Origin of the sequence: Phyllobacterium trifolii (assembly GCF_014192095.1) — a bacterium.
Taxonomy (GTDB): Bacteria; Pseudomonadota; Alphaproteobacteria; order Rhizobiales; family Rhizobiaceae; genus Phyllobacterium; species Phyllobacterium trifolii.
Genome location: NZ_JACHXN010000006.1, coordinates 288,844 through 314,690, shown reverse-complemented (window position 1 = coordinate 314,690; position 25,847 = coordinate 288,844). Strand labels below are relative to the sequence as shown.

At 57.1% G+C, this 25,847-nt stretch carries 20 protein-coding genes; 11 read left to right on the top strand and 9 right to left on the bottom strand.

Annotated features, from left to right (window positions below; all coding sequences use genetic code 11):
* The first annotated feature begins 32 nt into the window (after positions 1–32).
* The 7 genes from oxlT (at position 33) to FHS21_RS12010 (ending at position 10,680) form a co-directional block, all read left to right on the top strand.
* Positions 33–1,325: an oxalate/formate MFS antiporter gene (gene oxlT, locus FHS21_RS12040; RefSeq protein WP_112532311.1), complete on the top strand. Its 1,293-nt coding sequence runs from the start codon at positions 33–35 to the stop codon at positions 1,323–1,325.
* Between the two features lie 242 nt (positions 1,326–1,567).
* Positions 1,568–3,694, top strand: a complete 2,127-nt coding sequence (locus FHS21_RS12035; protein WP_112532304.1) for an acetate--CoA ligase family protein — start codon at positions 1,568–1,570, stop codon at positions 3,692–3,694.
* 138 nt (positions 3,695–3,832) lie between these two features.
* Positions 3,833–5,032, top strand: coding sequence for an ADP-forming succinate--CoA ligase subunit beta (gene sucC, locus FHS21_RS12030; RefSeq protein WP_183661960.1), 1,200 nt, complete (start codon positions 3,833–3,835; stop codon positions 5,030–5,032).
* Positions 5,032–5,949: a succinate--CoA ligase subunit alpha gene (gene sucD / locus FHS21_RS12025; protein ID WP_112532302.1), complete on the top strand. Its 918-nt coding sequence runs from the start codon at positions 5,032–5,034 to the stop codon at positions 5,947–5,949. Before sucC ends, sucD begins: the two co-directional genes overlap by 1 nt.
* A gap of 26 nt (positions 5,950–5,975) precedes the next feature.
* A complete protein-coding gene (locus FHS21_RS12020) occupies positions 5,976–8,789 on the top strand; it encodes a phosphoenolpyruvate carboxylase (RefSeq protein WP_162702125.1) in 2,814 nt (937 codons plus the stop codon).
* 104 nt (positions 8,790–8,893) lie between these two features.
* The gene (locus FHS21_RS12015; protein ID WP_112532300.1) at positions 8,894–9,610 is read left to right on the top strand and encodes a GntR family transcriptional regulator; all 717 of its coding nucleotides are present in this window, start codon (positions 8,894–8,896) and stop codon (positions 9,608–9,610) included.
* A 59-nt stretch (positions 9,611–9,669) separates the two neighbouring features.
* Positions 9,670–10,680: an NAD(P)H-quinone oxidoreductase gene (locus FHS21_RS12010; RefSeq protein ID WP_162713620.1), complete on the top strand. Its 1,011-nt coding sequence runs from the start codon at positions 9,670–9,672 to the stop codon at positions 10,678–10,680.
* A 158-nt stretch (positions 10,681–10,838) separates the two neighbouring features.
* Here FHS21_RS12010 and guaD read toward each other — a convergent pair whose 3' ends face one another.
* Positions 10,839–12,194 (bottom strand): guanine deaminase, encoded by a 1,356-nt coding sequence (gene guaD / locus FHS21_RS12005; RefSeq protein ID WP_112532298.1) that lies wholly within the window; start codon positions 12,192–12,194, stop codon positions 10,839–10,841.
* Positions 12,191–13,432, bottom strand: a complete 1,242-nt coding sequence (locus tag FHS21_RS12000; RefSeq protein ID WP_112532297.1) for a urate hydroxylase PuuD — start codon at positions 13,430–13,432, stop codon at positions 12,191–12,193. The genes guaD and FHS21_RS12000 overlap by 4 nt, the downstream gene beginning before the upstream one ends.
* Positions 13,433–13,568: 136 nt before the next feature.
* On the opposite strand from FHS21_RS12000, the gene FHS21_RS11995 reads away from it, so the two are divergent.
* Positions 13,569–14,483 carry a LysR family transcriptional regulator gene (locus tag FHS21_RS11995; RefSeq protein WP_112532296.1) on the top strand — a complete coding sequence of 305 codons (915 nt, stop codon included), beginning with the start codon at positions 13,569–13,571 and terminating at the stop codon, positions 14,481–14,483.
* Between the two features lie 9 nt (positions 14,484–14,492).
* Here FHS21_RS11995 and xdhC read toward each other — a convergent pair whose 3' ends face one another.
* Genes xdhC through uraH form a run of 4 tightly spaced genes read right to left on the bottom strand, consistent with a single transcriptional unit; the run spans position 14,493 to position 19,563 of the window.
* Positions 14,493–15,350 (bottom strand): xanthine dehydrogenase accessory protein XdhC, encoded by an 858-nt coding sequence (xdhC, locus tag FHS21_RS11990; RefSeq protein WP_112532295.1) that lies wholly within the window; start codon positions 15,348–15,350, stop codon positions 14,493–14,495.
* Between the two features lie 6 nt (positions 15,351–15,356).
* Complete coding sequence (xdhB, locus tag FHS21_RS11985) at positions 15,357–17,693, bottom strand: xanthine dehydrogenase molybdopterin binding subunit (protein WP_112532310.1); 2,337 nt, start codon at positions 17,691–17,693, stop codon at positions 15,357–15,359.
* Positions 17,694–17,703: 10 nt separating this feature from the next.
* Positions 17,704–19,185 carry a xanthine dehydrogenase small subunit gene (xdhA, locus tag FHS21_RS11980; protein WP_112532294.1) on the bottom strand — a complete coding sequence of 494 codons (1,482 nt, stop codon included), beginning with the start codon at positions 19,183–19,185 and terminating at the stop codon, positions 17,704–17,706.
* A 6-nt stretch (positions 19,186–19,191) separates the two neighbouring features.
* Positions 19,192–19,563, bottom strand: coding sequence for a hydroxyisourate hydrolase (gene uraH / locus FHS21_RS11975; RefSeq protein ID WP_112532293.1), 372 nt, complete (start codon positions 19,561–19,563; stop codon positions 19,192–19,194).
* Between the two features lie 192 nt (positions 19,564–19,755).
* Here uraH and puuE point away from each other — a divergent pair, with 192 nt between their 5' ends.
* Genes puuE through FHS21_RS11960 form a run of 3 tightly spaced genes read left to right on the top strand, consistent with a single transcriptional unit; the run spans position 19,756 to position 22,669 of the window.
* A complete protein-coding gene (gene puuE, locus FHS21_RS11970; RefSeq protein WP_112532292.1) occupies positions 19,756–21,156 on the top strand; it encodes an allantoinase PuuE in 1,401 nt (466 codons plus the stop codon).
* Between the two features lie 9 nt (positions 21,157–21,165).
* Complete coding sequence (gene alc, locus FHS21_RS11965; protein ID WP_112532291.1) at positions 21,166–22,179, top strand: allantoicase; 1,014 nt, start codon at positions 21,166–21,168, stop codon at positions 22,177–22,179.
* 4 nt (positions 22,180–22,183) lie between these two features.
* Positions 22,184–22,669 carry an ureidoglycolate lyase gene (locus FHS21_RS11960; protein WP_112532290.1) on the top strand — a complete coding sequence of 162 codons (486 nt, stop codon included), beginning with the start codon at positions 22,184–22,186 and terminating at the stop codon, positions 22,667–22,669.
* A 65-nt stretch (positions 22,670–22,734) separates the two neighbouring features.
* Here the strand turns inward: FHS21_RS11960 and FHS21_RS11955 are convergent, their stop codons facing one another.
* The 3 genes from FHS21_RS11955 to tam form a co-directional block, all read right to left on the bottom strand.
* Positions 22,735–23,322, bottom strand: coding sequence for a nucleoside deaminase (locus FHS21_RS11955; RefSeq protein WP_376772098.1), 588 nt, complete (start codon positions 23,320–23,322; stop codon positions 22,735–22,737).
* Between the two features lie 105 nt (positions 23,323–23,427).
* Positions 23,428–24,720, bottom strand: coding sequence for an NCS2 family permease (locus FHS21_RS11950; RefSeq protein WP_183661959.1), 1,293 nt, complete (start codon positions 24,718–24,720; stop codon positions 23,428–23,430).
* Positions 24,721–24,976: 256 nt separating this feature from the next.
* Positions 24,977–25,753 (bottom strand): trans-aconitate 2-methyltransferase, encoded by a 777-nt coding sequence (tam, locus tag FHS21_RS11945; protein WP_112532287.1) that lies wholly within the window; start codon positions 25,751–25,753, stop codon positions 24,977–24,979.
* Positions 25,754–25,847 lie beyond the last annotated feature (94 nt).

Genomic DNA, 25,847 nt, shown 5'->3' with positions numbered 1-25,847 from the left:
GCATGGCATAAAAGGCGTAGAAAGGGATGAACATGACTCAAGCGGTAAAAGAGGAGTTCCGCTCGCACCAGGTCAGCGACGGATTCAGATGGGGACAGTTAGCAATCGGCGTGATCTGTATGGTCATGATCGCCAACCTGCAATATGGCTGGACATTCTTTGTTCCCGAAATTACCAAACAATTCGGTTGGGGGCGTGCAGAAATTCAATGGGCATTTACACTTTTCGTCCTGTTCGAAACATGGCTCGTTCCCATTGAGGGCTGGTTCGTCGATAAATACGGCCCGAAGATCGTTATCCTGTTCGGCGGCATACTTTGCGCAATCGGCTGGGTCATTAACTCATATGCCGACACCATGTTTCTCTTCTGCGTCGGCCAGGCTGTTGCCGGTATCGGCGCGGGCGCAGTTTACGGCACCTGCGTGGGCAACGCGCTGAAATGGTTTCCGGACCGTCGCGGACTTGCTGCTGGTATCACAGCTGCCGGTTTCGGTGCAGGTTCGGCACTGACGGTTTGGCCAATCCAGGCCACAATCGCCAATTACGGGTTCCAGAGCGCCTTCTTCTCTTTTGGTATCGGACAAGGCATTGTCATTATGATTCTTGCGTTCTTCCTGCTGGCTCCGAAGCCAGGTCAGGTGCCGGAACCAACAAACAAAGGCCCGATCCTTCAAAGCCGCAAGCAGTATTTGCCTTCTGAAGTGATCAAGCACCCTATTTTCTGGCTCATGTATGCCATGTTCGTTGCGGTGGGTGCCGGCGGCCTCGTTGTAACGGCCAATCTTGCACCAATGGCCAAGGATTTCGGTGTTGCGGATATTCCGATGTGGCTGGGCATACCGGCTCTTACACTGGCTGCTACCCTCGACCGTCTTCTTAATGGCCTGACGCGACCTTTCTGCGGCTGGGTGTCGGACAAGATCGGGCGCGAGAACACCATGTTCATCGCCTTCGGCATCGAGGCGATCGGTATCTATCTGCTCTATCTCTACGCGGGCAATCCGGTGATGTTCGTCATCCTCAGCGGCTTAGTGTTCTTTGCCTGGGGCGAGATCTATTCTCTCTTCCCGTCAACCTGCACTGATACGTTCGGCTCGAAATATGCCGCCACCAATGCGGGACTGCTCTACACCGCCAAAGGTACTGCAGCGCTTCTCGTGCCGTTTGGCACCGCGATGGCGGCAGATGGCAACTGGAACTCGGTATTTATCATCGGCGTCGTTCTGAATGCGGGTGCAGCCCTTCTGGCTATGTTCGTGCTCAAACCATGGCGCGCAGGGATTATTCGCAGGACGGAAGAGAACGTTCTCCAGCCCGCCCAGTAGTATCTCCACAAACGTCGCCTGGGCTGGATCATTCCAGCCCAGGCATTGAACCATTCAGACAGTCAATCCGCATTGAATGCAACCAACTGCTGCCAGAGATCAGGACTTGACAATGATTTTTCTGGTATACAATATACCAATACGGGCGCCGAAAGCAGTTTTACCAGTTCGCGCCGCTGGCAGATCAAGCCACATCAATGCCGCCGTCACCGGGAGTGCACGCGGCCATCACGGAGGAAATCATGCTCGACAAAACCGTTGTCCGTAACGTACTGGAAGCGGCGCGGGCCGAGGGCCGCCAGGCACTCACCGCACCCGAAGGCAAGCTCATCTGCGATGCTTATGGCATAGCAGTTCCGCAGGAAGGTGTTGCCGGCAGCGCCGAAGAAGCAGCCTCGCTTGCATCGGCCATGGGCTTTCCGGTGGTCATGAAAATCGTCTCTCCGGATATCCTGCACAAAACGGAAGCAGGCGGCGTTATCGTCGGCGTCAAATCTGCCGAGGAAGCCAAGGCCAGTTTCGACAAGATCATCGCCAATGCTCAGGCATATAAGGCCGATGCGGAAATCATCGGCGTGCAGGTCCAGCAAATGCTGACCGGCGGCCTCGAAGTCATCATCGGCGCGGTTACCGACGACAGCTTCGGCAAGCTCGTTGCCTTTGGCCTTGGCGGCGTTCTCGTCGAAGTCCTGAAGGACATTACTTTCCGTCTTGCGCCGGTGACGCACGACGAAGCGCTGTCGATGCTCGACAGCATTCAGGCAGCAGAAATGTTGAAGGGTGTGCGCGGCGGCGAACCGGTCAATCGTACTGCGCTTGCCGATATGATCGTGCAGGTCTCCAAGCTTGTTGACGACTATCCGGAAATTTCCGAACTCGATCTCAACCCGGTTTTTGCCACCAGGGAAGGCGCGATTGCCGCGGACGTGCGCATCGTCATCGACTACAACCAGGCCAAGCCTCGCCATCGCCCGTCCCAGGAAGAAATCCTCAAATCCATGAACCGCATCATGCGCCCGAAGGCGGTCGCGGTGATCGGCGCTTCGGCAGAGGACGGCAAGATCGGCAATTCGGTGATGAAGAACCTCATCAACGGCGGCTACAAAGGGCAGATCTATCCGATCCATCCGAAAGCCGAAGAGATCCTCGGTTACAAGACCTACAGAAGCGTCAAGGATGTTCCGGGCGATATCGATACGGCGGTCTTTGCCATTCCCGCCAAATTGGTTGCAGGCGCGCTTGCCGAATGCGGCGAGAAGAAAATTCCCGGCGCAGTCCTCATCCCCTCGGGCTTTGCTGAAGCCGGAGAACCGGAATTGCAGGACGAAATCGTCAAGATCGGCCGCAAATATAATATCCGCCTGATGGGCCCGAACATTTACGGCTTCTACTACACGCCGGAAAATCTCTGCGCGACTTTCTGCACGGCTTACGACGTCAAGGGCTCGGCGGCATTGTCGTCACAGTCCGGCGGCATCGGCATGGCGATCATCGGCTTTTCGCGTTCGGCCAAGATGGGCGTGTCAGCGATTGTCGGTCTCGGCAACAAGTCGGATATCGATGAGGACGACCTGCTCACCTTCTTCGAGCAGGACGACAATACGCGCATCATCGCCCAGCATCTCGAGGATCTGAAAGATGGCCGTGCCTTTGCCGAAGCGGCAAAACGCGTCTCCCAGAAGAAGCCTATCGTCGTGCTCAAAGCGGGACGTACCTCCGCCGGTGCCAAAGCGGCCTCCTCGCATACGGGCGCGCTTGCCGGTAACGACAAGATCTACGAGGACGTTTTCAAGCAGGTCGGTGTCATCCGCGCCCGCTCGCTGCGGCAGCTCCTCGAATTCGCCCGCGGCATTCCGGTCATGCCAACGCCGAAGGGAGAAAATGTCGTCATCATCACCGGCGCTGGTGGCTCGGGCGTGCTTCTCTCCGACGCCTGCGTCGATAACGGCCTCAGCCTCATGGGAATGCCGGACGATCTGGATGCGGCCTTCCGCAAGTTCATTCCACCCTTCGGTGCCGCGGGCAATCCCGTCGACATCACCGGTGGTGAACCACCCCTCACCTATAAGAACACGGTCAAACTCGGCCTCGAGGACGATCGCATCCACGCGCTGATCCTCGGTTACTGGCACACGATCGTGACCCCGCCGATGGTCTTTGCCAAGCTCATGGTCGAGGTGAAGGAAGAGATGGCAGCCAGGGGTATCGAGAAGCCGATGGTTGCGTCGCTTGCCGGCGATGTCGAAGTCGAAGAGGCCGCCGAATATCTCTACCAGCATGGCATTCCTGCCTATGCCTATTCGACCGAGCTTCCGGTCGAGGTGCTGGGAGCGAAGTACAAATGGGCCAGAGGCGCAGGTCTGCTCTAGAGCAATTCCAGGAAAAGTGGGAACCGGTTTTTCGTCCGGAATTGCGTAAAAAACAAGTACCTCCCCGCTGGGCCCTGGCGCAAGCCAGGGTCTGGTGCCCTCATAAAATTTATCACTCTCAAGGAGGACGTTTCTCCAATGCATATTCATGAGTATCAGGCCAAGGGCGTATTGAAGTCCTTTGGTGTGCCTGTACCGGAAGGTTATCTTGCTGTGGGCATCGAAGAGGCCGGTGAAATGGCCGCAAGGCTTCCTGGTCCGGTCTTTGTCGTCAAATCGCAAATTCATGCCGGCGGTCGCGGCAAAGGTTCGTTCAAGGAACTGGGCGAAGGTGCAAAGGGCGGTGTCCGCCTAGCCCGTTCGATTGCGGAAGTTCGCGAACATGCCGCTGAAATGCTCGGCAATACATTGGTGACGATCCAGACCGGCCCTTCAGGCAAGCAGGTCAACCGTCTCTATGTTGAGGACGGATCGCAGATCGAGAAGGAATTCTACCTCTCGCTTCTTGTCGACCGCGCAACCAGCCGCGTTTCGTTCGTTGTCTCCACCGAAGGCGGCATGGACATCGAAAACATCGCGCACGACACACCGGAAAAGATCCTGACGTTCTCGGTCGATCCCGCAACGGGTATCTTGCCCCATCATGGCCGCGCCGTTGCCAAGGCGCTGGAGCTGGCCGGCGATCTCGCCAAACAGGCTCATACGCTCGTCGCAAAACTCTATACCGCGTTCACTGCCAAAGACATGGAGATGCTCGAGATCAATCCGCTGATCGTTTCGAAGGACGGCCAGCTGAAATGTCTCGACGCCAAGGTCAGCTTCGATTCCAACGCGCTCGCCCGTCATCTCGACATTTTCGAAATGCGTGATGAGACCGAAGAGGATGCCAAGGAGATAGAAGCGTCGAAATACGACCTCTCCTATATCACGCTCGATGGCAGCATTGGCTGCATGGTCAACGGCGCCGGCCTTGCCATGGCGACAATGGACATCATCAAGTTCTACGGCGCGGAGCCGGCCAACTTTCTCGATGTCGGCGGCGGCGCCACTGCCGAGAAGGTTGCGGCGGCATTCAAGATCATCACCGCGGATCCGAATGTAAAAGGCATTCTCATCAACATCTTCGGTGGCATCATGCGCTGCGACGTGATCGCGGAAGGTGTGATCACGGCCGTCAAGGAAGTGGGGCTGACGGTACCGCTCGTCGTTCGCCTCGAAGGCACCAATGTGAACGAGGGCAAGAAGATCATCGCGGCATCAGGCTTGAACGTCCTCCCGGCTGACGATCTCGACGATGCCGCCCAGAAGATCGTCAATGCAGTCGGAGGCTTGAACTGATGTCGATATTGATCAACAAGAATACCCGTCTCCTCTGTCAGGGCTTTACCGGCAAGACCGGCACCTTCCACAGCGAACAGGCGATCAAATATGGCACCCGCATGGTCGGCGGCACCTCCCCCGGCAAAGGCGGAGCCTCACATCTCGGTCTGCCCGTCTTCGACACGGTAGCGGAAGCACGTGAAGCGACCGGAGCCGACGCCTCGGTTATTTACGTGCCACCTTTCGGCGCGGCAGACGCCATCTGCGAGGCGATCCAGGCGGAAATTCCGCTGATCGTCTGCATCACGGAGGGTATTCCGGTTCTCGACATGCAGCGTGTGAAACGAGCATTGAGCGGCTCGAAATCACGACTGATCGGCCCCAACTGTCCGGGCATCATGACTGTTGATGAATGCAAGATCGGGATTATGCCAGGCTCCATCTTCCGCAAAGGATCCGTTGGCATCGTGTCGCGCTCGGGCACGCTGACCTATGAGGCAGTATTCCAGACCTCGCAACAGGGTCTTGGCCAGACAACCGCGGTCGGAATCGGCGGCGATCCCATCAAAGGCACCGAGTTCATCGACGTGTTGGAAATGTTCCTCGCTGATCCGGCGACGGAATCAATCGTGATGATTGGCGAAATCGGCGGTTCGGCTGAAGAAGAAGCCGCGCAATTCCTCGCCGATGAGGCAAGACGCGGACGTTCCAAGCCAACGGTCGGGTTCATTGCGGGGCGGACAGCACCTCCGGGACGGCGCATGGGCCATGCTGGAGCCATCATATCCGGCGGCAAAGGTGGCGCAGAAGATAAAATCAGCGCCATGGAAGCGGCTGGCATCCGGATCGCCACTACACCCGCGCGCCTTGGCACAACGCTGGTCGAACTTCTGAATGAGCGCTCGGTATCTCCACGCCTGTCGGCAACCGGTTGATGGACCGAGCGCCGGATCAGACCGCCATGTCGCTTGAAGATCACTGCCGCGAAAGGCTTGCCGCCTTTCGCGCGCGGCTGACCGACGAACCGCGCTATAATCCGGTGGCACAGCTCTCCTTCGAACTGTCGCGTGATCTCGAAGCGGGCACGCTCAGCAGACAGGAGTTGGCCGGCCTCATTCATTCTCTCGGCAAGGCCAGCTTTCGGGCCCGCGCCCTCGCCCTCGCAGGTTATGTTGGCCCGCTCGATATGGGTGAGAATCGCAAGCGTCTGATGTTCGCCATCGAATCCCTGCTCGGCGATGACGGCACATTCGAGAAGGATCTTGCCGCCCTTCGTCGTTGCCAGCTTGGCTTGGTGTTTACAGCACATCCAACCTTTCTCCTGTCGCGCCGCCAGCGCAACATGCTCGCCCGCCTCGCCAATGGCGAAATCGTTGAAGACGATAAAACCGGTTACGGTCCTGATCGCCCGATTACGCTGAATGACGAGCATGAAGCGGTGCTTATGGCGATCGATCGAGCCAGCGACGCGATCGCCGAGTTTTCGAGATTGTCGATTGAGATCCTGCGGAAGCGTCATGGAAGTAGATGGCGGGAGGCGCAGATCGGTTTCGTCGGCGTCGGTACCTGGGTCGGTTACGATCTGGATGGACGAACGGACATAGCCTGGATCGACATGTTTCGCTTCAGGCTTGCTGAAAAATCCCGGCAGATCCGTCGCTATGAAGCTTCAATCACCCGGATACTCGCAAGGCCCGGATGCGGATCGGCGACCGGAAACAAGCTCGGAGAGATGGCCCTCAAGCTCGAGCGGCTCCACACATGGAGCGATCTTGTGCTTGAGGCCTTTTCGCAAATGCCGCTTGATCCGTCAGCGCTTGAGGCCGCTTCGGAGATATTGACAACCAATCATCCCGACCGGATCGTCAGCATCAAACCCTTCCTCGCCATGCTGGACGAGGCGATCGCGGATGCCTCCGACGAGATTGCCTTGGACCTGCTTATCCTGCGCAGCGAGATGGCAGCGCTTAGCTTTGGCGCGGGTGAAGTTCACCTGCGTATCAATGCGACGCAGCTTCACAACGCCATCATGCAGTATCTGGACCTTGATTCCGAAGAACAGATCGGCAGCCGATCCATTCTCGAAATGCTTGGCGAACTCATCCGCGATGCCGATAAGTATCAGGTCAACTTCGCCTCCCTCGATATCGAGCAAAAAACTGCGCTGCGCCAGTTCCTGCTTGCTGCCCAGATTCTCAAGCATGTCGATAGCGATTCCTCCATTCGCCTGTTGATTGCCGAGTGCGAAACCCCGGCAACTGTGCTTGCCGCGATGTGCTTCGCCCGGCTGTTCGGCGTCGATCAAAAGCTCGATATATCGCCGCTGTTCGAGACTCCCACAGCGCTGGAGAACGCAGCCCGCTTCTTCGAGGTGCTTTTCGCCATTCCTGAATACCGGGACATCGTGCGTGCCCGCGGTCGCATAGCGATACAAACCGGCTTTTCCGATTCCGGTCGTTTCATGGGTCAGATTCCGGCGGCCCTCGCCATTGAACGCGTTCAGGGGCAACTGGCGCGTGCATGTATTCGTCACGAACTCACGGATGTCGAAGTCCTCATTTTCAACACGCATGGCGAATCTGCCGGCCGTGGCGCCCATCAGCGCTCATTCATGGACCGGGCCTTCTACGTGCTTAGCCCATGGATCCGCCATCAATACCGCGACGCCGGCATTGCTTTGAAACATGAGGTTAGTTTTCAAGGCGGCGACGGATATCTCTATTTCGAGACGCCGGAGCTGGCTCTTGCCACATTGACGAGACTTGTCGAATGTGAGGTGCCGACACGCGGCGCGCCCGAAGATGACATGCTCTATGCCAGGACGAGCTTTTCCTTCGACTTTTATCGGCATATTGCGAATTTTCATGATCATCTTCTGAATGACCGGGCCTATCACAAAACGCTTGGCTCGTTTCCGCAAGGGCTTCTCAACGAGACCGGCTCGCGCAAATCGCGCCGGCAGTTCGATGTCGCCGGCGCCGAAGTCCATCAGGTCAGGAAAATCCGCGCGATTCCCCACAATGCCATCCTGCAGCAACTCGGCTACCCGCTGACTGTGGTCTCCGGTTTCGGAAGTGCCGTGCGAGGTGATGAGGATCGCTTCGTGGAAGTTTATAAGGGATCGGATCGCCTGCGCCGGCTTACGTCTCACGTTTTTGCCACGAAACAAAAATCGAGCATCAAGGGGCTTGCCGCTTTCGCAACAATTTACGATCCCGCATTCTGGTCGTCGCGACCCTATGCCGGCGCCGAGCCGCATCTCGCCGCACCTTGTCTTTCGATAACACAACTCCTTGAAGGCGATGAAAGGGCGACGGCCATAAGCGCGCTGGCCGTCAAGCTAAGGATCGATGCCATCTGGCTTCATCGCATCCTGGATGCGGTCGAACTACCTGCGGGCACGCCACGGGAGTCAGAACATGAGCGCAGCGATATGCTGCAGGCCATACGCCTGGCACTATTGCAGCACATCTTTCTCATGGCCGCGCGCGTTCCGCGATTTTCGACGCGCAACGGTATTTCCCGTGACGATATCATGGAACTGATCTTCAGCCTGCGCATACCTGAAGCAGTCGAATTGCTCCGCGGCGCGTATCCCGGGGACCCCGTCGATATGAAGAACTATCACCTTAGCGAGCCATTCACCTATCCGGGAGAACGTCCCTCGAACTATGCCGATCTCAGCGCACGGTTGATCGACCCGATTGCCGATACCTACACCGCCATTCTTGAGGCCGGCACAGCGCTGGCCCTTGATTTCGGCGCGCACGGCTGATGCAATGGTTGCAATGACTCGCAAAATGACTTCAAAGACTTAAATATGGTATTATACATTCCAAATATAAATGGAGATGACCTGACGTGAGCCCGAGAACCCACATGCGTTGGCCGCTGGCCGATGACGTCACCCCGGACCTCGTCCTTGAGCCCTTTGCGGCCGAGCCGAACTTCAAAACGCGAATCTATGCGACATTGAAACAGGCCATCGCCAATATGGACATCTATGCCACGTCCGAAGATACCTGGCTCGACGAACGGCAATTGGCCGATCGGCTTGGCGTTAGCCGTACGCCCATCCGCGAAGCGATCGCGATGCTGGAGCAACAGGGGTTTGTGAAATCCATTCCTCGCCGCGGCATCATGGTGTTGCGCAAGACAAAGCGCGAAGTAATCGAAATGATCCAGGTCTGGGCTGCTTTGGAAGCTATGGCCGCCCGCCTCGTCTCGCTCAATGCCAGCGGCAAGGATATTGCACGCCTGAGGACGCTCTTCGAAAAGTTCCATGAGGGCCACAAGCCGGCCGATTATCTGGGTGAGTATTCCGAAGCCAATTTGCAGTTTCACCAGACCCTGATCCAGATGACGGATTCAAAAATTCTCCGGGAAACGACCGAGAATATTCTCCTCCACGTTCGTGGCATCCGGAAGATCACCATCGGGCGCGACGACCGCGCATCCCAGTCGATCAAGGACCATCTGGCGATCATTGCGGCTTTGGAAAAGCGCGATACCGAGACGGCTGAAAAGCTGTGCCGCGATCACACGCTCGGCCTCGCCGCCTACGTGGAGAAGCACAGCGAAGGTATTTTCGATTGAGTATCTGACCGCCCGCCGGGCCAGACTTCTTCCTTCCTCCCACATCCGGAGATGCGGCAATGAACGGCCTTCCCGAAAGCATGACTGTGATCGCCATCAGCGAACCGGGCGGTCCTGATGTTCTCAAAGCGGAGCAGCGCCCTATTCCTGCCCCTGCGGAAAACGAAATCCTCATTCGTGTTGCTGCCGCCGGTGTCAACCGTCCCGATCTCTTCCAGCGCGCGGGTAGCTACCCGCCGCCGAAAGGCTCCTCCGACCTGCCCGGTCTCGAAGTTGCCGGCGAAGTGACGGCCGTGGGAACGGGTGTGTCGCGATGGAAGGTGGGAGACAAGGTCTGCGCCCTGACACCGGGTGGCGGTTACGCCGAATACGCGCTCGTCGACAGCTTCAGCGCGCTACCGATCCCCGACGGACTTTCATTCGTTGAAGCCGCAGCCATACCGGAAACCTTCTTTACCGTTTGGCATAACGTCTTCGAGCTTGGCGCCTTGAAGCAGGGTGAAACCCTGCTGATCCATGGCGGCGCATCGGGCATAGGAACGACTGCGATCATGCTTGCCAAGGCATTCGGTGCGACAGTGATCGTAACCGCCGGGACGGACGAAAAATGCGCCGCTTGCCGCGAGCTCGGCGCGGATACGGCAATCAACTACCGCACGGCGGATTGGCTGGCAGTGGTCCGGGACGTGACCGGGCGGCAAGGCGCCCACGTCATCCTCGACATGGTCGGCGGTCCTTATATCGAGAAAAACTACCAGGCGGCAGCGATCGGCGGACGAATCGTCAATATCGCATTCCTGCAAGGCTCACGCGCCGATGTCGATTTTATGCGCCTGATGATGAAGCGCCTGACGCACACCGGCTCAACCCTGCGCGCGCAACCTCTGGAGGCAAAGGCGCGCATCGCCGCCGAGCTTGAAGCCAATGTCTGGCCGCTCCTCGCCGAGGCTAAATGCCGGCCGCTTGTCCACGCGTGTTTTCCATTTACCAAGGCAAGTCAGGCCCACACATTGATGGAAGCCAATACCAATATCGGCAAGATCGTCCTCACAATTGAAAACGACCGGTAATTTTTAGAAGCCGAACAGTTTTTTGCGCAAGATGGCGTGGTTCCTGCACAAGACTGACCGATTCTGATGCAAGAAATGCCGAAACTCATATGGTTTTTGCAATCGCAGATTTAAATTTTGGTGTAGTGACGCGAAACCGCGTCACTACATGTGAGCGGTCAAGCCGGCTGCAATTCAGGCAAGGACCGAGCGCCATGAGACGCGGCAGCTTTATCGAGCCCGCTCTTCATGGGCTTGCCGGCGACGTAAACCTCTGAAACAGAACGATCATCGCCCATGGTCTGGAGAATAAACAGCTCCTCTGCCAACGTCGTTGCCGTTCTCATTCGCAGCTCCATCGCCGGCTTGGCACGGCTGTCGAGAATGGTGATATCGGCATCTGCCCCCGCACGCAGCGAACCGATGCGATCCTCAAGACCTAGTGCGCGGGCATTACCGAGCGTCATCATGTAGTAGGAAGCGAATGGCGAGAGGCGCTGGCCCTGTACATGCAAAACCTTGTAGGCCTCGCTCATCGTCTCGAGCATGGAGAAGCTGGTTCCGCCACCCACATCGGTCGCAACGGACGTGCGCGCCCCGAGCTCTTTGAACCGGCCTTGGTCAAACAAGCCGCTTCCAAGGAACAGATTGGAGGTCGGACAGAAGACAGCAACCGACTTCGTCTCGGCGAGTGTCGCGATTTCCCGGTCCGACAGGAAGATGCAGTGCCCGAGCAACGTCTTGGATCCGAGCAAATCATAGTTCGCATAGATGTCGGTATAATCCTTCGCCGAGGGATAAAGAGACGTCGCGTAGGCAATTTCGTCTTTGTTTTCAGATAGATGCGTCTGAACATAGCACTCGGGATGCTCGCGCACCAAAGCGCGGCTCATCTCCATCTGCTCCGGTGTCGAGGTGATGGCGAAGCGCGGGCTGATTGCGTAATGCGCGCGTCCGCGGCCATGCCACTTGGCGATAAGAGTCTTGGTGTCGTCATAGCCCGATTGCGGCGTATCGCGCAGTGCGTCGGGAGCGTTGCGATCCATCATGACCTTGCCGCCGATCATCAGCATGTTGCGCTTTTCCGCGGCAGCAAAGTAGGCATCGACGCTTGTCCGGTGAACCGAACAATAGGCAGCGGCCGATGTCGTGCCGTTGCGCAACAGCTCGTCCATGAAGCGGCCGGCGATGAAATCGGCATGCGCGGTGGACGAGAATTTCTGCTCCTCGACGAAGATATAGGTGTTCAGCCACTCCAGCAGCTGCGCGCCATAGGAGGCGATCGCCTGCGTCTGCGGAAAGTGCAAATGAGTGTCGATGAAGCCGGGCAGAATTAGATGAGGCCGGTGATCGACGATCAGCGCCTGCGGACCCGCAACCGACGCCAAAGCCGCGTATTCGCCGACATCGACGACCTTGCCGTTGTCGACCAGCACCGCGCCATCTTCGAAGTAGCTATAGGCTGACTGATCGTCGATGCTTTTTGGCTCGTCGACGAACGTCAGTACGCGGCCGCGCAGAAGCAATTTGCTCATTGGACTGTTCCTCCCTGAACTGTGGTCTCATACCAGCTCGCAAGCAGCCGGCGCTCCTCGTCGGTAATGCCACTGACGTTCGCCGGTGGCATTGCATGCGAGCGACCCGCCTGCAGATAGATTTCGCGGGCATGCGCCGCGATCTCGCTGTCGGTTTCAAACACGACACCTTTGGGTGGCACGATGATGCCCTCCCAGCCGGGTTCCTTGGCATGGCACATCGAGCAGCGTCCGAGGATAGTGTCCTTCACTTTGGGGAAGGCTTCCGCGGAAATGAACGGCTGCTGGACGGCCGAGACCTTCTCCTCTGCACCTTCGCCTGACAGGATCTTCGGCACGGTCGAGAGCCACATGATGATGACGAAGAGGATCGCGGTAACCAGCCACGTCCACGTCGGTTCCCCCTTGCGCGCGTGGCGGGTGTTGAACCAATGGCGGATCGTGACGCCCATCAGGAACACCAGCGAGGCAATGATCCAGTTGTACTTCGTGCCGAATGCCAGTGGATAGTGGTTCGACAACATCAGGAACAGTACTGGCAGGGTCAGATAATTGTTGTGGGTCGAGCGCTGTTTGGCCTGTTTGCCCAGCGCGGGATCCGGAACTTTTCCTGCGATCAGATCGGCAACGACCTTCTTCTGGTTCGGGATGATGATCATGAACACGTTGGCGGACATGATGGTCGCCGTAAACGCGCCGAGATGGAGGAACGCAGCGCGCCCGGTAAACAGCTGCGTATAGCCCCACGCCATGCCAACGAGGACGAAATAGAGCAGCACCATCAACTGTGTATCGTTCCTGCCGAGCGGTGACTTGCAGATCGTGTCATAGACGATCCAGCCGCCAAAGATCGATGCGAGGGAAATCGCGATAGCCACTGGCCGCGACACGTCGAGTACATGCGGGTCGATCAGGTACAGATCGGCGCCCACGTAGTAGACGATGCAGAGCATGGCGAAGCCAGAAAGCCATGTCGCATATGATTCCCATTTGAACCATGTCAGGTGTTCAGGCATCTGCTCGGGCGCCACCAGATATTTCTGGATGTGATAAAAACCGCCGCCGTGGACCTGCCACTCCTCACCATGAGCGCCGACTGGAAGGTCTGGACGCTGACGCAAGCCGAGGTCAAGCGCCACGAAATAGAAGGACGACCCGATCCAGGCGATGCCGGTGATCACATGCAACCAGCGAACGGCGAAGTTCATCCAGTCCCAGGCAATAGCGTATTCGTACATGCGGCTCTCCCATTTATTGTGGGAGAGTATGTGCCAAAGCCTATGCTCATGTGAAACACCGTAATGGACCCATCTCTTTCAAAAAAATCTTTAAAATGCTAAATCATCAGACAGTGTAAGGCTTCGGGCGAAAATAATGTCGTACCTTGATAACCTTCGTGTTTTTGTTCGAGTCGTCGAACTTGGAAACCTCTCTGCCGCCGGGCGCGACCAGCGCGCTTCTCCGGCTGTTGCCAGCAATCGGATCAAGGAACTCGAGCGTCATCTTGGTGTGCGTCTCTTCAATCGCACGACGCGCAAACTGACTCCGACCGAGCACGGCCGCGTATTCTACGAAGGCGCAGTCAAGATTATCGAGGCAATCAATGAGGCCGAAGCGGCGATTGCCGATCTGTCGAAAAAGCCCAAAGGTGCAATTCGCATCACCGCACCGCTTGGCATTGGCCGGCGCCTGATCGCATCCGGCATTCCGGAGTTCCACGACAAGTACCCGGATATCGAAGTAAGGCTGAGATTGTCAGATCACAACGTCGATATCATGAGCGAGGGCGTCGACGTTGCCTTCAAGCTCGGCATACTCGAAGACTCCAATTTGCGTATGCGCGGCATCATGAACTGCGAAAGGGTAATCTGCGCGTCGCCCGATTATCTGGAAAGGCACGGCACTCCTTTAACGCCCGATGACCTGATTGCCGAACATCATGATTGCCTGCTGCTGCGCTATCCGGGTTCCAAAGAATATTTCTGGACGCTGCAGATGCCGGAAGGTACTCGCAAGCTGGAAGTCAGCGGTCCTTATGATTCCGATGATGGCGATGTACTGACACAATGGGCGCTCGAGGGTCGCGGCATCATCAACAAACCGTTGTTTGAAGTGAAAAGCCATTTGAATGACGGAACGCTGAAAGTGATCCTCGAAGACACGCCGCCAGCCAGTATTCAGCTTGCCGCAATCTACCCGCACAAGCGGTTTCAGGATCCGAAGGTCCGGCTGATGATTGACTTCATGACCGAGCGCTGTCAGCGCCTGGTCAGTGCAATGTTGGAATAAGAGCTCACCTCAGGCTGGAACGCGCCTACGTTCTTTGGGTGCAACATATGGCGTAAGGCGATAGTTTAACGCCGAAACCATGATTTCAGCCGCCGCCAGAGCCGCAATGACAGTAGGACGCTTGTCCTTCACGGCGGTCCCGCCGACCGGACAAACCAGCCTGTCGAAAAACTCCGGACGACCCACCTCACGTGTCAACCAGCTGCGAAACGTTGCGCGTTTCGTCTTCGACCCAATCATGCCGACGTAGGACGCATCATTCCTGGCAAGCGCTTCGGCTGTAATCAAGAAGTCCAGTGCATGGTCGTGGGTGAGGACAACAAATGCACTTCCCGTTGGCGCATCACGAACAACCGCTTCGGGCATGGCTGTCAGGCAGGTTTCGATGCCGGGGACCTGCGTGGCGGAAAGTTCCTCTTCGCGTGTGTCGACCAATATCGTTCGCAGCGGGACCAGTGAAAGCGCCATGGCCAGTGCATCGCCGACATGACCGGCACCAAAAACATAAACATGCGGCCGCTGGGCAATTTCAAGATCGACCTTCTCGATCAACGTCATGGCCACAGCTCGATCAACCCGCTTGAAGCCCAATGAGACGCGGCCACCGCAGCATTGGCCAATCTCCGGACCGAGCGGGATCGTTCTTTCATTCATTTGGGCGCCGCTTTCGAGCGCCCTGCGTGCGTGATCAATTGCCATGAATTCGAGCTGCCCACCGCCTATGGTGCCAAAAATGCAATCCGCTGCCACCAGCATCCAGGCTCCGGCTTCGCGCGGAGTGGAGCCGTCTGCGGCTTCCACCTCGACCAGCACGACCTGCTTCCGTCGATTCAGAAAATCCCTGATATCGTCTCGGTTCGTTGGCATGGGATTTCACAGCTCCTTGCCCGCCGACCGCAAACGTTCTACCGCCATCAATACCCGCTCTGGTGTGGCCGGGGCATCGAGACGCGGCGAAATTCTATAGTCCGCTACGCTGGCAACTGCCATCGAGATTGCCTCCAGCACGGAGATTGCCAGCATGAATGGCGGCTCGCCGACGGCCTTGGAGCGGCGGATCGTTTCCTCGCGGTTGACCGACCAGCTCGCGAGATTGACGTTGAACGTGCGCGGGCGATCCGATGCCAGCGGGATCTTATATGTCGACGGCGCGTGCGTGCGCAGCCGTCCGTTGGCATCCCACCACAACTCTTCCGTCGTCAGCCAACCCATGCCCTGCACGAAGGCGCCTTCCACCTGGCCAAGATCGAGTGCCGGGTTCAGCGACTTACCGACATCGTGCAAGACATCGGTACGATCGACCTGATACTCGCCGGTCAGCGTGTCGATGCTCACCTCGGATACCGAAGCACCGTAGGCGAAATAATAGAACGGACGGCCCCTGCCCTCCGCCCGGCTCCAGTGGATTTTTGGCGTCTTGTAAAAGCCTGCTGCCGAGAGCTGCACACGAGCGCCGTAGGCGGATTTGATGAATTCGGGAAATGGAATGAGTCTGTCAGCTACTCTGACCGTATTTGGTTCGAAAAAGACCTGTTTCTGTGTGACACCATAATGCTCGACGGCAAACTGAACGAGGCGCGCCTTGATCTGTTGGGCGGCATTGGCTGCGGCCATGCCGTTGAGATCAGAACCGGAAGAAGCAGCGGTCGCAGAGGTATTCGGAACCTTTGCGGTTGTTGTTGCTGTTATTCTGATGCGATCGAGATCGACCTGGAATTCGTCGGCGACAACCTGCGCCACCTTGGTGTTCAGCCCCTGTCCCATCTCGGTCCCACCATGATTGAGGTGGATCGAACCGTCGGTGTAGACATGGACAAGAGCGCCAGCCTGGTTATATTCCGTTTTGGTGAAGGAGATACCGAACTTCACCGGTGTCAGCGCGATGCCCCGCTTGATGATCCGGCTGTGGCGATTGAAGTTGATAATCGCCTCCCGCCGCGCCGCGTATTCAGATGTCGCTTCAAGCTCCGCAATGATTTGCGGGATGATGTTGTCTTCGACCGTCTGATGGTACGGCGTAAGGTTGCGGCCTTCACCGCCGTAGAAATTGGCCTTGCGGATTTCCAGCGGATCCTTGCCAAGCGCATAGGCGATCTCTTCAATCATCCGCTCGCCGCCGACCATGCCCTGCGGGCCACCGAATCCGCGAAAGGCGGTGTTGGAAACGGTATTGGTTTTCAAAGGCCGCGATCGTAGCCGGACATTGGGATAGAAGTAGCAATTGTCGGCATGGAAGAGCGCACGGTCCGTGACAGGGCCGGAAAGGTCTGCCGAAAACCCGCAGCGCGCCGAAAACGTGGCATCGACAGCTGCAATGTGGCCATCGTCGTCAAAGCCAAGATCATAGGCCACATGAAAGTCGTGACGCTTGCCTGTAGCAACCATGTCGTCGTCGCGATCCGGCCGGATCTTTACCGCCCGCCGGTACTTCTTGGCGGCAATCGCCGCGACCGCCGCAAAGAGATTGGCCTGTGTTTCCTTGCCACCGAAGCCGCCACCCATGCGTCTCACATTGACTGTCACGGCATTTGAGGGGACACCGAGAACGTGCCCGACCATGTGCTGCGTTTCGCTCGGGTGCTGGGTTGAGGAAAAAACCGTCACCTCGTCATCCTCACCGGGAATGGCAAAAGCGATATGGCCTTCGAGGTAGAAGTGGTCCTGTCCTCCAATGCGCATCTCGCCGCTCAAACGGTTCTTTGCACCGGCGAGACCAGCGGCAATGTCACCACGCTCGAGCTTCAGTGGATCGATCACCAGCGGATAGTTGGCCTTTTCCGCTTCCAGTACATCGACGACGTGGTCAAGATCGCGATACTCGATTTTGACCTTCGATGCTGCCTGACGCGCGATCTGGCGCGTTTCCGCAATCACCGCGAAGATGGGCTGGCCGTGGAATTCGACCTTGCCGATAGCGAAGACGGGATCGTCATGTTTGCCCGCGGGGCTAACGTCGTTGTGACCCGGAATATCATCGACAGTCAGGACGCCTATCACGCCGGCGCTTGCTTTCACCGCCTCGAAATCGATGGACACGATTTCCGCGTGCGCACGCTGCGACAGGCCAAGATAGGCATGCAGCGTGTCGGACGGCTCCGGCATATCATCGATATACTCGGCAGTACCAGATACGTGCTTGTGACCCGACTCGTGCGGCTGCTTTTCGTGGACACCGCCGCGAATACGGGTAATCGGCTGGATTACATTCATTGCGCGCTCCTCACCCAAATGCCGCTTCATGCCGGTTCAACCGCACGAGCTTCTCGCCGCGCGTCTCAAGGTAGAAACGGCGCAGCAGGTTCTTTGCAACCAGCAGGCGGTAATCAGCGGACGCACGCCAATCCGTCAGTGGCGTGAAATCATCGGAGAATGCAGGCACTGCCTTTTCAATCGTGTCCTCATCCCAAACGGCGCCGGTCAACGATGCCTCGACCGCACTTGCACGCTTGGGAGTTCCGGCCATCCCGCCAAATGCGATGATTGCGTTCTCCACCCGGCCTCGTTCATCGAGAGAAATCCGGAATGTGCCACAGACCGAGGAAATGTCTTCGTCCAGCCGCTTCGAAATCTTGTAGACGCCGTAAAGATCGCGGGTGTCGAGATACGGGATATGGATCGCTTCCACGAACTCGCCGGGTGCACGATCCTGTTTGCCGTATTCGATGAAATATTTCTCAATTGGAACGGAGCGACGATTCTTACCCTCGCGCAATTGAACTGTCGCACCAAGGCCTATCAAGGCCGGCGGCGTGTCGCCGATTGGCGAGCCGTTGGCGACGTTGCCACCGACAGTCCCCATGTTGCGAACTTGCTCACCGCCGATGCGGTTCCAGAGCTCTTTCAGTTGGGGGAAGTGGCGGACAATGACAGGATATGCATCGGTGTAGCTGACACCTGCACCGAGTGTCAGACCATCGTCGCCCTCTGTTATCAGCCGCAAGTCATCGAGATGCGACAGGAAAACGACCGGTCCGATCTCGCGCATGAACTTCGTTACCCAAAGGCCGACATCGGTCGAGCCCGCAACAATCGTGGCACCCGGATTGCGTTCCAGCACGTCCGCGAAATCATCGACATCGACGGGAAGTACAAGCTGTTGTCTGCCCTCCCCGAGAACGACGCGCTTGCCATCTTTCAAGGTAAGCAGTTGTTCGGTAACGCGTGCACGCTCAGTGACAAGTGGATCCCTGTTCAGATCGCCAATGGCGGTAACGCTTTCTGCGGCCCGGATGATTGCGGCATAGCCAGTGCAACGACAGAGATTGCCCTGCAGAGCCTTCTCGATTTCCTGGATATTCGGTTTCGGATTCTGCATCCACAACCCATAAAGGGACATGACGAAGCCGGGCGTGCAGAAACCGCATTGCGAAGCGTGGGTATCGACCATCGCCTGCTGCACCGGATGCAACGTTCCATCCGATCCAGCCAGCGCTTCAACCGTCACGACATGGCCGCCATCCAATGAACCAACAAAGCGGATGCAGGCGTTGACCGATTCATATTTGAGCCGGCCGTTGAACAGGCGGCCGACCAGGACTGTGCAAGCGCCGCAATCGCCCTCTGCACATCCCTCCTTGGTGCCACGCAGTTTGCGGTCGAGCCGGAGGTAATCGAGAAGCGTTTCTGTCGGGGGAACATCTGTGCGCTCGACAACCTTGTCGTTGAGCAGAAACCGGATGCTATTACGGATCAGGACTTCCATCTGAGGTCAGCTCCCGCGATAGGTTGAGTAGCCGAAGGGAGCGACGAGCAGCGGCACGTGATAATGAACGTTCTCATCATCGATCCCAAAGCGGATCGGGACTACGTCGAGAAATGGCGTCTGGCCATTCGCAGGCTGGCCGCCGAAGTATTCGCCTACATGGAACCGAAGCTCGTAAGCACCTGAGCGCATGTCAGCGCCGGTCAATAACGGTTTGTTGCAGCGTCCATCTTCATTGGTGCGTGTGCTGTGCAGAGGAAGAAGGCGCTCGCCATCGACGCGAAAGAGATCGATCCGCAACCTGGCGGCGGGCTTGCCACTGGCCGTATCGAGCACATGGGTCGTCAGGCGACCGGCAACTTCATCGTGAAGGCTCATGTGTGTTCCTCCCTCCCGCGGAGTACTTCAGTTTCCGACGCTCAATGTGCCCCTTGGCATCAGTCCCGGGTAGGCAGCGCCTGATTGCAGGACTTTCAAAATTTTCTGGGGGAATGCCTCGTCCATTATTTGAGTATTCAGAGTCGAATAGCGATTTGAGGAGGAACCACATTGGCGAGATATTCCCGCGACATGCACGGCTACGGCGCAAATCCACCGCCGGCCAACTGGCCAGATAATGCGCGCATCGCCGTTCAGTTTGTCGTCAACTACGAGGAAGGTGGCGAAAATTGCGTCTTGCATGGCGACGCCGGCTCGGAAGCTTTTCTGTCAGAGATTGTCGGGGCGCAGGCGTGGCCTGACCAGCGCCACTGGAACATGGAGTCGATCTACGAGTATGGAGCGCGCGCCGGTTTTTGGCGCCTGCATCGCCTGCTGACAACGAAGAATGTGCCCGTTACGGTCTACGGTGTGGCGACGGCCCTGCAGCGGTCGCCCTCGCAAGTTCAAGCCATGCTCGACGCGAACTGGGAGATCGCATCGCACGGCCTGAAGTGGATCGACTACAAGGATTACAGTCCTGACGCCGAGCGTGAACACATGCTCGAGGCGATCCGCATCCACACTGCCGTTACCGGCCAACGTCCCCGCGGCTGGTACACGGGTCGATGCTCGGCGAACACAGTCGATCTGGTGACCGAAGAAGGCGGATTCGATTATGTTTCCGATTCCTATGCCGACGACCTGCCCTATTGGCACGAGTTCGGCGGCAAACAGCAGCTCGTCGTTCCCTATACGCTCGATGCCAACGACATGCGATTTGCGACACCGCAAGGTTTCAATGCTGGCGATCAGTTCTTTTCCTATCTGAAGGACAGCTTCGACACGCTATATGCCGAAGGCGAAGCCGGTTCGCCCAAGATGATGAGCATTGGTCTGCATTGCCGCCTCGTCGGCAGGCCCGGACGAGTCGCAGCTCTGGCCCGTTTCATCGACTACGTAAAAAGCCACGATAAAGTCTGGCTTGCTCGCCGTATCGACATCGCGAAGCACTGGGCAGAGAACCACCCATACCCGGCACATGCAGTTCGCCCATCAACGCTCAATGAAGCGGCATTTGTCGAACGCTTCGGCGGCGTCTTCGAACACTCCGACTGGATCGCCAAGCGCGCCTTCGGCTCAGAGCTCTCCGCAGCAAACGATACCGCATCCGGTCTTCATGCAGCGTTGGCAAGCGCATTTCGCAGCGCGTCCGAGAGCGAACGTCTGGGTGTGTTGAATGCCCACCCGGATCTCGCCGGAAAACTGGCTCAGGCCAAACGCCTGACGGAAAGTTCAACCTTGGAACAGGCTTCGGCTGGCCTCGACGCGCTGACCGACAACGAGCGGGAACAGTTCACCGCGCTCAACATGCGCTATGTCGAAACCTTCGGATTCCCGTTCATCATCGCAGTGAAGGGCCGAAGCAAAGACGAAATCCTTTCCAGCTTCAAGATCCGGATCGCCAATGATCGCCAGACAGAATTCAACACAGCGTGCCGGGAAGTGGAGAAGATCGCTCTTCTACGCCTTCAAGACATGCTGCCAAATTGAGGAATGAAAATGTCAAACACAAATGAAGATATCCCCGTATTCGCCCGTAATTCGATCAATCTTGCATCGGCTGGCCTCGGGGCAAAGCCGATCTTCGCGACCGACGAGTTCTTTGCACCGCTGGAACGCATGCTGAGCGACGAGCCTGCAATTTTCTATCCTGAAAAATTCGACGACAACGGAAAGTGGATGGACGGTTGGGAAACGCGCCGGCGCCGCAGCAGTGGACATGATTATGCGGTCGTCCAGCTTGCGGCGCCGGGCACCATCGCCGGTTTCGATGTCGACACAGCCCATTTCACGGGGAACTACCCTCCTGCCTGCCGTATCGAAGCTTGTAATCTAGCGGGCGAACCGGACGAAGCCACCTTGTGGACGGAGGTCCTCGGATTGAGCCAACTCGGCGCCAGCTCGCACCACTACTTTACTTGCAGCTCGAAGCAAGTGTGGACTCATGTTCGCCTGCACATACATCCGGACGGCGGCGTTGCTCGCTTGCGTGTCTACGGTCAGCCGTCGCTGGACATTGACAGCGTCAATGGTGAGGCAATCGATCTCGCGTCGTCGTTGCTGGGTGGCCGCGTCGTCGCTATGTCGAATGCGCATTATGGCTATCAGCGCCTGCTCGCGCCGGGTCGCGGCATCAATATGGGCGACGGCTGGGAAACACGTCGCAGGCGTGAGCCAGGCAATGACTGGATCATCATCAAGCTTGCCGCGCGCGGAACAATTGAAAGTGCAATTGTGGATACGGCCCACTTCAAGGGGAACTATCCGGATGCCTGTTCGATCCAGGTCGCCGATCTTGGCAATGCCGGCGAGAGCCTCGACGAACTGGTTGTCGCTTCATCCATGTTCTGGGAAGAAATTTTACCTGTCCAGATGTTGTCCGCGGACAACATCCATGAATATGGCGGCAATCAGATCAAGCAAAACGGTGCAGTGACGCACGCTCGCTTCAACATCTACCCGGATGGCGGTGTGAGCAGGTTACGGCTGTTCGGCAAAATCGCTCGCGCATAATCCTATGCGTGAGATCGTCATTCAACAGTTGACCCGGGAGGCGTTTGCGCCTTTCGGCGATGTCATTCAGATCGAAGGCGCAAACAGCTTTCCCATCAATCATGGCATGTGCGTGCGCTACCATGACCTTGCCAAGGTCGAGACGACGGGAGACAATGCACGTACCTTGATTAGCCTACTGCGTGGCAAGCCTTACGAGCTGCCTCTTAAGCTGGAAATGGTCGAGCGGCATCCTTTGGGCAGCCAAGCCTTCGTGCCCTTGTCAAGCAATCCGTTTCTCGTCGTGGCAGCTCACGACCACCCCGATGGCCCAACCGATCCTGTCGCCTTTCTGACGCAACCGGGCCAGGGTGTGAACATTCATCGCAATGTGTGGCACGGCATTCTGACGCCGCTTGAGGGCCAGTCAGACTTTGTTGTCATCGACCGGGGCGGCGATGGCGTCAATCTGCAAGAGCATTTCTATCCCGAAGCGTTTCTTATTCGCTAACTCCGACACACGCGCCAAAAAGGCCGCCCTCCTCTGGAAGGTCGGCCTTCTGTGCGTCGAGACATTCAGTTCAGGGGAATTGAGTTCTCGTCCTTGCTGGCCTGATACTGCTCCGAGAGTTCGGCATATTTCGCACTGATTACTGCAGCGCGCTTTTGCAGCCTTTCCCGATCCGGTTGCGGAAGCTCCGCAATCATCTTGTGGATGGAATAGCTGTTCCAGAAAGCGTTTTCCTTGTTGTAGCCGCCCGGTTCAAGCGTGAAAACTTCCTTCAAGATTTTGAGATCATGCGGGATTGCAAATGCATCGCGCGAATCTTCGTGGCTGAAGAAGTAGTAGAAATTGTCAAAACCTGCCCAGGTGATAGCCGAAAGGCACATGGAACAGGGTTCGTGGGTCGACAAGAAAATCAGCTCGTGCGGATCCGGACGGGTACTACTCTCCATCTCAAAGAACCGCTTCAACGTATGAACCTCGCCATGCCACAGCGGGTTTTCCGTCTCATTGTTGGTCTCTGCCAAGACAAGCGAAAGATCCGATTTGCGCAGCAGCGCGGCACCGAAGATCTTGTTTCCTGCGGCTACGCCGCTCTTGGTCTTCGGGATAATCCGGTGCTCGATCGTATCAAGCAGCACCTCAATCAGGTTGCTCATGGCCTGCTGTTCCATCGGTGACTTTCTGATCAGAGACTATCCAATATCGAAAATAGCAATGGCGCGGATGCGACGCAATCGCCGCATCCGCGCCAAATTGCAAAGTCAGCCCGGAAACAGCGCGAACTTTATGACAAAGAGCGCAGCCACAAGCCACGTAGCGGGGTGCACAACACTTGCCTTGCCCGTGAAGGTCTTCAGCACGACATAGCTGATGAACCCAAAGGCGAGCCCGTTCGCTATCGAGTATGTGAACGGGATCATCAAAGCGGTTATCGCTGCCGGGGTCGACTCCGTGACATCACCCCATTCGATATCGACGAGTTCATGCATCATGAGCCCCGCCACATAGAGCAACGCTGGAGCAGTCGCATAGCCCGGCACGGAAGCCGCGAGCGGCGAGATGAACAGCGCCGCCAGGAACAGCACCGCAATGGTCAACGCGGTCAAACCTGTACGACCGCCAGCTTGAACGCCCGAGGCACTTTCGACATAGGCGGTTGTGCTGCTGGTCCCGAGCAAAGAGCCGGCCACGATTGCCGTGCTGTCGGCAAACAATGCGCGGCCAAGATTATTCGGCTTTCCCTCTTCGATCAGCCCGGCGCGCTTGCTGACGCCGATCAAGGTTCCGGTTGCATCAAACACTTCGACGAGCACGAATACGAGGATGACCTGAAGAAGCCCGGTATGCAGCGCACCCATGATATCAAGCTGGAGGAAGGTTGGTGCCAGACTTGGCGGCGCTGAAAATACGCCCTTGAACTCACTCACGCCAAGGATCATCGACAGGACCGTCACAACAAGAATGCCGATCAGAATTGCTCCGCGAACCTTGAGCGCATCGAGTGCGGCGATGACGAAGAAGCCCAGGATTGCCAGCAAGGCCCCTGTACTTCCAAGGTGGCCCAAACCAACGAATGTCGCGGGATTTGCGACGACAATGCCGGAATTTTTCAACGCTATGAATGCGAGGAAGAGGCCGATACCTGCCGCGATCGCACTCCGCAACGATTTGGGAATGCCCGCGACGAGCCAGCGACGTATTCCGGTTACTGTCAGAAGCAGAAAGATACAGCCCGAGATGAAAACAGCTCCGAGCGCCTGCTGCCAGGAAAAGCCCATGGCAGCCACGACAGTGAACGCGAAGAAGGCATTGAGGCCCATGCCAGGCGCCATGCCGATGGGCCAATTGGCAACCAGCGCCATCACACCCGAGCCGAGTGCAGCGGCGATACAGGTCGCGACAAACACGGCGTTGCGGTCCATGCCCGTGGAGGACAAGATCTCTGGATTGACGAAAATGATATACGACATCGTCAGGAACGTCGTCAGTCCCGCCAACACTTCCGTACGGACAGATGTGTTGTGGTCGTTAAGCTTGAAAAGCTTTTCGAGCATAATTCCTCCCCTTGGCAAAAGCCTAAGTCTCCGGTTGCCTGGCAAGCGCGCTACGCGTCAATGCAGACTGCCTCTTTTGAGTTTTCGATAATTCTCCTATCAAGAGACGGCAGGCATACACTCCTCCGCATACCGCCGCTCCTCAGTGTCGCCACTGCAGATGGGATTGTGCGATTTTCGTCACGGCGATGCTAGGCACCTATTCCGCATTCATTTGCGAAACACCTTCAATATTTTCTTGAGCTTTATGATGGATTTACCACGTCGCAACGATGAATATGCGAGGGAATGGCAACAGCACTATCCCGTCATCCATCGGCTTGTAGGATTGAGCCAAACGTTGCGTGTACTTGTCAAGAAAATCTGTGCGTTCATCGCTGTTGAGCAGAGAAAGATACGGGCGTAACCCTGAACCCTTAAACCATTCAATGATGCCATCCAGCCCTTGCAACGGATGATGATAGGTCGTCCGCCAAATGTCGACGTGTTGGCAATGGGGCCGTAGCAATTGATAGTAGAATGACGCTGTGCCTATTTCACTACGGGTGGCATCGGCTTGCGTTACCCTTGTTGACCAGCGCGCGTCTGCCGCTACCTCCCGCATAGCGACATGTGTCGCCTCCTGCAGATTATCTGGCATCTGTATCGCCAGAGAACCTCCAGCACTCAGGAAACCCACCAGCCGCGGGAAAAGCCGGCCGTGGTCCGGGAGCCACTGCATGACAGCATTGGCGTAGAGAAGGTCGGCATTCCTTTGCGGCTGCCACACATCAATGTCGGCAACCGCGAATTCGCAGCCCGGCAGTCGCTCCTTTGCCTTGGCGGTCATATCCGCAGAAGAATCGATCCCAAGGACTTCAGCATGTGGATACCGCTTTGCAATCAGTTCGGTGGAATTGCCCGGGCCGCAGCCGAGGTCCACCGCAAATTTCACATTCTGATTGGGAACGGCGGATAGCAGGTCATTTGCCGGGCGGGTGCGCTCGTCCTTGAATTTCAGATACTGGCTAGGCGACCAATCCGCTTTTCTCATATGCGACTCATGCTCCCTGTCACTCGCCAAGGCTTAGCATGGCTACCATGGCAACAAAGCTGAAATATTGCACCGCTTTAGTTGAGGACAGATC